The organism is Mycobacterium sp., assembly GCF_040509115.1.
In the GTDB taxonomy this organism is placed as follows: Bacteria; Actinomycetota; Actinomycetes; order Mycobacteriales; family Mycobacteriaceae; genus Mycobacterium.
Window position 1 is genome coordinate 1 of sequence record NZ_JBEVLO010000346.1, and the last position, 7,364, is coordinate 7,364.

Genomic DNA, 7,364 nt, shown 5'->3' on the forward strand with positions numbered 1-7,364 from the left:
TCTACAACTACGACAAACCAGGCGTCGAGCCGTCGCAGGCGATCATCGACAACTGGTGGCGGCAAGGCATGATGGGCGACGCACTGTCGCACTACGACGGCATCGTCGCGTTCTCCCAGACCGACTTCACCGAAGACCTCACGAAGATCACCATCCCCACACTGGTGATGCACAGCGTCGACGACCAGATCGTGCCCTACGTCGCGGCCGGGCCGAAGTCAGCCAAACTGCTGCAGAACGCGACGTTGAAGACCTACGCCGACAACTTCCCGCACGGCATGCCCACCACGCATGCCGACGTCATCAACACCGACCTCCTCGAATTCCTCAAGGCGTGAGCACGTAGGCGAATGCGGGCGTTCCATGGTGGAATGTCGAACGAATGGCCGGTCGCGTCATCCTGCGGGGTTCGCTGTTTCCGAGAAGGTGCCTACAATCCCCTTGTTGCCCTATTTCGGAACGAATTACCCATTGTCAGGATTGTCGATGCCAATTTCGCTCACTCGCAGCGCTTATTCGCTGCTCACGGGTTGTGCGCTTAGCGTCGCGCCCTTGGCCGTAGCCACCATCGTCGCGCCTGTACCCAGTTGGGCAGCGTGCGATCCGCAGCAAGGCAACGTCGACGGTGACCAGCCGCTGCCCGCCGGCGAGGGTGACTGTCAACCTGGGGCTGCCGTCGCCGCTCCGATCGCGGCGCCACCTGCGCTTCCGCCCCTGCCTGCGCTCAGTCCATCGGACGTCGACGTCAACGTCTTCCCCGGTGAGCCCAGCTTCACGGTGAGTCCGCCCAGCGTGGGCTGGAGCTGGCCGCAGGTGTGCCTTCCGAACATTCAGACCCCGATCCCCTTCGTCGGCTTCCAGCCCTGCATCTAGGTTCCGGCGGCGTAGTCATGGCGACGCGGCGCGGGCTACCAGCGACAAATACGCCAGCTCACGCTCGGTGAACTCGTTCGAGGTGATCGCCCCGAAGGCCGCGGCGTCGCGGGCGAACCGATCGGCGGCATCGGGCAGTGCGTCGGGACCATTGAGCCGGAAGGCGCTCGGCGCCAACGGTCCGAACAGCAGCGCCCGGCATAGTCGCGGCCAATCGTCCACTCGGGGCTCGACGCCTGCTGCGCGGGCAAAGGTCAACGCCGCCAGGTTCATTCGAGTCTTCTGCGACATGCCCCGTCGAGCCCGGTAGGTGGCGATCGCGGCCCTCTCATCGGCCTCGGTCGGCGTGGGGATGACACCGCCCCACCGGTAGGCAATCCAACGGGCCTGCAGTTCGAGTGGCACGAAGTACCCGCCCGACTGATCCCACATGCCAACGAATGCCAACCCCGGCAAGTCGGGGTGGAAGGTGTACCGGTCGGCGTCCAGGTGTGTGGCATCGAGCCCCAGCACGGCACGAACATCCTCGCCCAGGAAGGGCAGGTCCAGCTCGAAACCGGTCCCGAACACGATGCCGTCGACGTTCTCGGCGGTCCCATCGCCGAAGGTCACCGTCGATCCGCTGACCGACCGCATCCACGGCCTGACCGCGATTCGGCCTTCGGCCACCAGCGGCAGGTACACCTGGTTGAGCGTGACGCCGGCGGCGAACAGCGACGGATCCGGTCTCGGCGCGCCGTACTGCTCGGGGCTGCCGCCTGCCTCGACCACGATCTCCCTGAGTTGCCGGTCGACCTCGGCTGGCGCCAACGCCTCATTCGCCAACACGCCGTAACGCGTGAAGATGCGGTGATCCGACGGGACGCCCGCGGCGAACTTCGGCAGCACGTAGCGCTGCCGACGTTGACTGAGGACGACGCGGGCCGCTCCGTGTTGGGCGAGTTCGGCGGCGATCTCGAGGGCGCTGACCGCGCAGCCTGCCACCAACACCCGCTGGCCGACATATCGTGACGCGCCTCGGTAGTCGTATGTCGTCGCCACTCCTGCCCCACCGGTGAAGCCGTCGATCCCGGCGACAAGGGGCACCACCGGCCGGTGAAACCGCCCGCTCGCTACCACCACCCGGTCAAAGGTCTCGACACCGCTCGAGTGCTCCACCGTCCACGCGCCGCCGGCGCGGTCGATGCGCTCGACCCGCGTTCCCAACCGGATCAGGGTCCGCAACTCGAACGCGTCTGCGAAGCGCTGAAGATAGTCGAGAACGTCTCGGCCCGAGGGAAAGACCGCCTCGCTGACATGGTCGAGGTCGCTGAACGCGGTCAGCACGCGACTCGTGTTGGTGTGCATCGCCGACCACACACCGCTGCGGCCGGCGAGCCCCGCCCACTGGCCGCCGAGCACGAGGCTCTGCTCGAAGATCGTCGGTTCGAAGCCGCGCGACAGGAGCCACCGCGCAGTAACCAGACCGCCGGGACCGGCACCGACGACGGCAACTCTCTCCCCCATCAGGGCACTCTCCCACGTCGATCATCTTGGTAGCCAGGAAGTCGGTGACCTGGTGGCGAAGGGTCAACACGCTGGAACGAGCGGCAGCGCCCGGCGTCGCCGTGGTGCACGTGCCGTGCCGGACCACCTCGACGAATAGCCGACCGCCGCGCTCACCACGTCTGGGCACCACGAAGTGATGTGACGCCCGACACACCACCGATCCACCAGGTTGGCTGTTCCGAATGGAGGGTAAACACCGTTGCCTCAGACTCCCGGCAGATCGACTCCGCGCGCCTCGTGTATCGGATCGCTCGCACCACCTGACGGCAATGTTGCCCAGGAGGAAACCGAACATGAGCGAACACCCGAGCGACGACGACGCTGGGGCAAGGGATGCGCCGCGCATCACCCGAGCCGTCGCCGCCATCGTCGAACGGCGCGCCACGATCGAACAAGCCAAGGGAATGCTGATGTTCGTCTACGGCATCGACGACGACGAGGCGTTCGAGGTGCTACGCCGCCAATCCCAACAGCACAACCTCAAGCTCCGGCTCGTCGCCGAGCAGATACTCAAGGACCTACTCGAACTATCCAAGGCGAGAGGGCCTGCGCGCCGACTCGCCTTCGACGGGCTGATGCTGACCGCACACCAACGCGTCGAGAACGTGGCTGCCCGACAGCTCAACGGCGAGAGCAAGACCGGCGTACCGATGAAGGCCATCTAAAGTCGGTCGGTCGACGGGTGCGGGACCAGACATTTCGGCGAATTGATTAGTTCGCAAGCGCCGCAACACTTTCAGCAACTTCGACTGCCTAACGACTATTTTGATCTTGAGTTGGTCAAATTGCTTCCAGCACAACGAACCCGGACTACGCTCCGCAGGACGTCGGTCCATCTGCATCGGCAGGCGTCGATGCCTCACGGGCCCTTCGTGTGAGGAGCAGCCGTGCGAGTAAGACAGCGTCACCTGAGCACGGGATTGGTCGTGGCCCTGATCCCCGTCAGCCTCCTCGCTGCCCCACCCGCGGCGGCCGACTGCGTTCAAGCTGGCTACTCGACCGTGTGCAGCAGTACGGGCGAGGTTCGAGGCGGTGGTCCGACACCGCCGTCAGCAGGACCGTCGTACCCCTCCTACTGCGCTGACCCCTGGTACTGCGACGACGGCTGGGGCATCGACGTGGTCTGGGATCCAGGCTTCAACGGTCCTGGACGTCCCGGCGGTATCGGTCCCCGTCGCTGAGCACATCACCACGTCTGCCATCCACTCGACCAAGGAGTTCACATGTTCATCCGCACCCTCGTGGGCCCCGGCTTGATTGCCGGTGCGGTGCTCGTCGGCACCTCGGTGACCGCCGTCGCCGATCCGCCGAACTGCACGGCCGCTGATCTCGCCACGGTCATGTCCGGCGTTTCGGCGGGAACCGCGGGCTACCTGTTCACCCATCCCGACGTGAACGGATTCTTCACCGGGCTCAAGGGCATGTCCCGAGACGACATGCGGGCCGCAGTCGAGACGTACCTGCAGGAAAACCCTCAGGTGCGCGACGAGCTCCGTGGTGTCAGGCAACCCGCAGAGGACTTTCGAAACCGCTGCAACGCACCCATTCCTGAGATGCCCATGGGCTAGTCGCAGGGTGGGTCGTATGGGTCGCCGACGCCGACGAGGGGCGGGGCCGGCGGTCGATCAATGCCCAGAAACGTTGAGCGGCAACAGATCGGCGCTGAAGCGAGCACACGTGGGCCATGCCCATGAGCGTGATGTCGGTATCGAGTTGGCGGGTCAGCACTCCGCCGCCGCGCGGCTGAGGTGCTCGAGGATGCGGTGGATGTGCGGTTGTCCAGCCGCGCCGGTTGAAGTGAGAGCGTAGATGCGGCGCGTGAGCGGCTCCGTGAGCTGGTGCAGGCTCAGCTGGGTGGTATCGGCGGGCAGCGCCATGTCGGGGATCAGTGCCACTCCCGCATCGACCGCCACCAGCGCGGCCAGTACCGAGAAGTCGGTGGCCAGTGCGACTGCGCGCGGAACGAACCCTGCGGCACCGCAAGCACGTTGGGTCATCTCATGACAGGACGACTCCGGGCCCGGCATCAGCCAGTCATGGTCGGCGAAGTGGGCCAGGTCCACGTCCTGGCCGGGCGCGAGGCCATGTCGGGACGCGCGTTGCGGGTGCATGGCGAGGTGCACCGGCTCTTCGAGCAGGCGGTGCAATTCGCAACCGGACGGCAGATCGCGAGGGAGCAGCGTGTACGCGTGCACGACAGCGATGTCGACGTGACGCTCGCGCAGCGCCTGCGTGGCGTCGTCGGGTTCGCTCTCGCGAAGCCGAAGATCGACCCCGCGGGCGCTGTCGTCGCGGAGCCCACGCCAGACCGCGGGCATCAACGTGCGTGCCGCAGAGGGAAAGATCGCGATCCGGATGAGGCCGCCGCGCCCCCCGCGCAGCGCTTCTAGGTCGGCTTCCGCTGCGGCCATCCCGCCGAGGATTACCTCGGCATGGTCGACGAGCAAGCTGCCCGCGGCCGTGAGGTGCAGGGTCCTGCCCTGTTTGACCAGAAGCTGCATGCCCACCTCCTTCTCCAGCGCGGCGAGTTGCTGAGACACTGCCGGGCCGGTCAGGTGCGCGGCCTCGGCCGTTGCCGCCACCGTCCGGTGAACCGACAGGTCCCGAAGCAAGCGCACCCGTCGCATGTCAATCAAGTAGCGTTCCTTCCGATAAAGCTAGTAACAACTAACTGGTTCTTTTGCATCATAGGCGCGACACTCAACGGTGTGAAGACGCTACGGGTGCCGTTGCACGTGGTGGCCTTACTGGCCACGGTGGTGCTGTGGGCGTCGGCGTTCCCCGCGATCCGGGTGGGGCTGCCCGGTTTGGGTGTCGCGGGCTTGTCGGTGTGGCGGCTGGTCGTCGCATCTCTGGCCTTGGCGTGTATGGCGCCGCTGCTCAAGGTTCGCGTGCCCCGTCGACGCGACGTGCCGCTGATCCTCCTTGCCGGATTCGCGGGCATGGCTGCGTACCAAGTCCTGCTCAACTGGGGTGAGGTGCACGTGGCGGCAGGCACCGCCAGCTTGCTGGTCGCGATCGCCCCGGTGTTCAGTGTGCTGCTGTCGACGGCGTTCCTGCGCACGCGCCTGACGTCGGCGACCATCACTGGAAGTTGCGTCGCGCTGCTAGGTGCCGCGGTGATCACGCTGTCCGGTGATTCGGTGCACCTGTCGCTGGGCGCAGTAGTGGTGCTTGTCGCCGCGTTCGCGCAAGGGACCTACCACGTGGCCATCAAGCCATTGTTGGCCCGCTACACGGGATTCGAGGTCGCTTGTTACGCAATGTGGTCGGGCACGATCTTCGTCCTGCCGTTGCTGCCCGCCGCCGTCCACCGTGTGGCCGACGCGCCGCTCACGGCAATCGTGTCGGTGCTCTACCTGGGGTTGTTGCCGTCCGCCGTGGGTTTCGTGACGTGGAGCTACGCCGTTGCCCGATTGCCCGTCGAGCGATCAACGGCGGCGCTGTACCTGGTTCCGCCGGTGACCCTGGTCGTGGCCCTGGTGTGGCTCGGCGAGCGACCACGACTCCTCGAGTTGGTCGGCGGCCTGATTGGCATCACCGGCGTCGTCCTGATCAACCGTCGGCACAACAACGGCGTCGACTCTGCGCGAAAGCAGCGACATGATCGACTTAGATTTCGTCCCAACCGAGTTCCGCTGGGTACGAGTCGCGGGTGATCGGACCCGACTGGGTCGCCGGTGAGGCGCGTGGTGCCTCGTCTCAACGACGACCATCGAAGGTCACCAGATACCAGATCGCCGGGATCGACGGCTATCTGTTCGACCTGGACATGATGGACACGTACTTCGTCTAGGAAGGTCGAAAAGTCATGCGCGCAGCAGTACTCGAATCGTTTGGCACCGCCCTGCAGATCCGGAACCTTCCCGACCCCTCGCCAGTGAGCGGGCAGGTCCTCGTTCGGATTGAAGCCAGCGGCGTCAACCCACTCGACACCAAGATCCGTCGGGGCCAGGCCGCCCACGCGGCGACCGTCTTGCCTGCCGTCCTCGGGCTCGATCTCGCCGGAACGGTGGCTGCCGTCGCACCCGACGTCACCGAATTCGGGGTCGGCGACGAGGTTTACGGCATGACGGGTGGGGTCGGCGGGCACCAGGGCTCACTAGCGCAGTTCGCCGCCGTCGACCATCGCTTGCTCGCGCTGAGGCCGCGCACGTTGTCGGCGCGCCAGTCCGCCGCGCTGCCGTTGATCGTCATCACTGCGTGGGAAGGCCTCGTCGACCGTGCGCAGGTGCGCACCGGCCATAGCGTGCTGGTGCACGGCGGTGCAGGCGGAATTGGTCATGTCGCCATTCAGCTGGCTCTGGCCCGCGGCGCCAACGTCTACGCGACCGGGTCACCAGCCAGCCAGGAGACGATCCGCAGTCTCGGGGCCACCCCAATCGACTACACCTCGGTCACCGTCGACGACTACCTCGAAACCCACACCCGCGGAGAGGGATTCGATGTCGTGTTCGACACCGTCGGTGGCGTCACGCTCGACGAATCGTTCGCTGCCGTCAAGCGCTACACCGGTCACGTGGTCAGCGCCCTGGGATGGGGCACCCATAGCCTTGCCCCGCTCTCGTTCCGCGGCGCCAGCTATTCAGGTGTGTTCGCGTTGATGCCCCTCCTGACGGGACGACGCCGCGAACACCACGGGGCGATCCTGCGTCACGCCGCCGAACTCGCCGACACCGAAGGACTCACCCCTCGGGTGGACTCCCGAACCTTCGACCTCACGACGGTAGCCGACGCCTACGACGTCGTCGAGAACGGCCGTGGCGCAGGCAAGATCGTCGTCACCGTCGAACAGGGACCGGCGTGACGACACTCACTCGGCGACGGGCGAGCACGGCTTCGACCGCCAGCGCCACGATAAGTGATACGCCGAACACTGGATAGAGCACGCCGAGCACGACGCCCGAGACGTAGACCGCGACTCGTGCCCTCTTGGGGGTGTC

Annotated in this window: 10 protein-coding genes; 8 read left to right on the forward strand and 2 right to left on the reverse strand. The window is 66.1% G+C overall.

Translation table 11 applies throughout. The features are described from left to right. On the forward strand, positions 1 to 338 hold a 338-nt coding region (locus ABW137_RS24340; RefSeq protein WP_526404023.1), incomplete at its 5' end, for an alpha/beta fold hydrolase. Between the two features lie 214 nt (positions 339 to 552). Further along, entirely contained in the window at positions 553 to 873 is a 321-nt protein-coding gene (locus ABW137_RS24345; protein WP_526404024.1) for a hypothetical protein, read from the forward strand. A 15-nt stretch (positions 874 to 888) separates the two neighbouring features. Here ABW137_RS24345 and ABW137_RS24350 read toward each other — a convergent pair whose 3' ends face one another. Continuing rightward, positions 889 to 2,379 (reverse strand): flavin-containing monooxygenase, encoded by a 1,491-nt coding sequence (locus ABW137_RS24350; RefSeq protein WP_526404025.1) that lies wholly within the window; start codon positions 2,377 to 2,379, stop codon positions 889 to 891. A 335-nt stretch (positions 2,380 to 2,714) separates the two neighbouring features. On the opposite strand from ABW137_RS24350, the gene ABW137_RS24355 reads away from it, so the two are divergent. The 3 genes from ABW137_RS24355 (at position 2,715) to ABW137_RS24365 (ending at position 3,989) form a co-directional block, all read left to right on the forward strand. After that, on the forward strand, positions 2,715 to 3,086 hold the full coding sequence (locus ABW137_RS24355; RefSeq protein WP_526404026.1) for an ANTAR domain-containing protein: 372 nt from the start codon (positions 2,715 to 2,717) through the stop codon (positions 3,084 to 3,086). A 222-nt stretch (positions 3,087 to 3,308) separates the two neighbouring features. Beyond that, positions 3,309 to 3,602 carry a hypothetical protein gene (locus tag ABW137_RS24360; protein WP_526404027.1) on the forward strand — a complete coding sequence of 98 codons (294 nt, stop codon included), beginning with the start codon at positions 3,309 to 3,311 and terminating at the stop codon, positions 3,600 to 3,602. A gap of 42 nt (positions 3,603 to 3,644) precedes the next feature. Beyond that, positions 3,645 to 3,989: a hemophore-related protein gene (locus tag ABW137_RS24365; RefSeq protein ID WP_526404028.1), complete on the forward strand. Its 345-nt coding sequence runs from the start codon at positions 3,645 to 3,647 to the stop codon at positions 3,987 to 3,989. A gap of 153 nt (positions 3,990 to 4,142) precedes the next feature. Here ABW137_RS24365 and ABW137_RS24370 read toward each other — a convergent pair whose 3' ends face one another. After that, complete coding sequence (locus tag ABW137_RS24370; RefSeq protein ID WP_526404032.1) at positions 4,143 to 5,048, reverse strand: LysR substrate-binding domain-containing protein; 906 nt, start codon at positions 5,046 to 5,048, stop codon at positions 4,143 to 4,145. Positions 5,049 to 5,129: 81 nt separating this feature from the next. Here ABW137_RS24370 and ABW137_RS24375 point away from each other — a divergent pair, with 81 nt between their 5' ends. Genes ABW137_RS24375 through ABW137_RS24385 form a run of 3 tightly spaced genes read left to right on the forward strand, consistent with a single transcriptional unit; the run spans position 5,130 to position 7,228 of the window. Beyond that, positions 5,130 to 6,080: an EamA family transporter gene (locus tag ABW137_RS24375; RefSeq protein ID WP_526404029.1), complete on the forward strand. Its 951-nt coding sequence runs from the start codon at positions 5,130 to 5,132 to the stop codon at positions 6,078 to 6,080. Further along, positions 6,077 to 6,217, forward strand: a complete 141-nt coding sequence (locus tag ABW137_RS24380) for a hypothetical protein (RefSeq protein ID WP_526404030.1) — start codon at positions 6,077 to 6,079, stop codon at positions 6,215 to 6,217. The genes ABW137_RS24375 and ABW137_RS24380 overlap by 4 nt, the downstream gene beginning before the upstream one ends. 15 nt (positions 6,218 to 6,232) lie before the next feature. Beyond that, positions 6,233 to 7,228 carry a zinc-dependent alcohol dehydrogenase family protein gene (locus tag ABW137_RS24385; protein WP_526404031.1) on the forward strand — a complete coding sequence of 332 codons (996 nt, stop codon included), beginning with the start codon at positions 6,233 to 6,235 and terminating at the stop codon, positions 7,226 to 7,228. Positions 7,229 to 7,364: the final 136 nt, after the last annotated feature.

Coding starts and splice junctions, on each gene's coding strand:
- ABW137_RS24350 (WP_526404025.1), bottom strand. CDS start 2,379: ATGGGGGAGAGAGTTGCCGTCGTCGGTGCCGGTCCCGGCGGTCTGGTT.
- ABW137_RS24355 (WP_526404026.1), top strand. CDS start 2,715: ATGAGCGAACACCCGAGCGACGACGACGCTGGGGCAAGGGATGCGCCG.
- ABW137_RS24365 (WP_526404028.1), top strand. CDS start 3,645: ATGTTCATCCGCACCCTCGTGGGCCCCGGCTTGATTGCCGGTGCGGTG.
- ABW137_RS24370 (WP_526404032.1), bottom strand. CDS start 5,048: ATGCGACGGGTGCGCTTGCTTCGGGACCTGTCGGTTCACCGGACGGTG.
- ABW137_RS24385 (WP_526404031.1), top strand. CDS start 6,233: ATGCGCGCAGCAGTACTCGAATCGTTTGGCACCGCCCTGCAGATCCGG.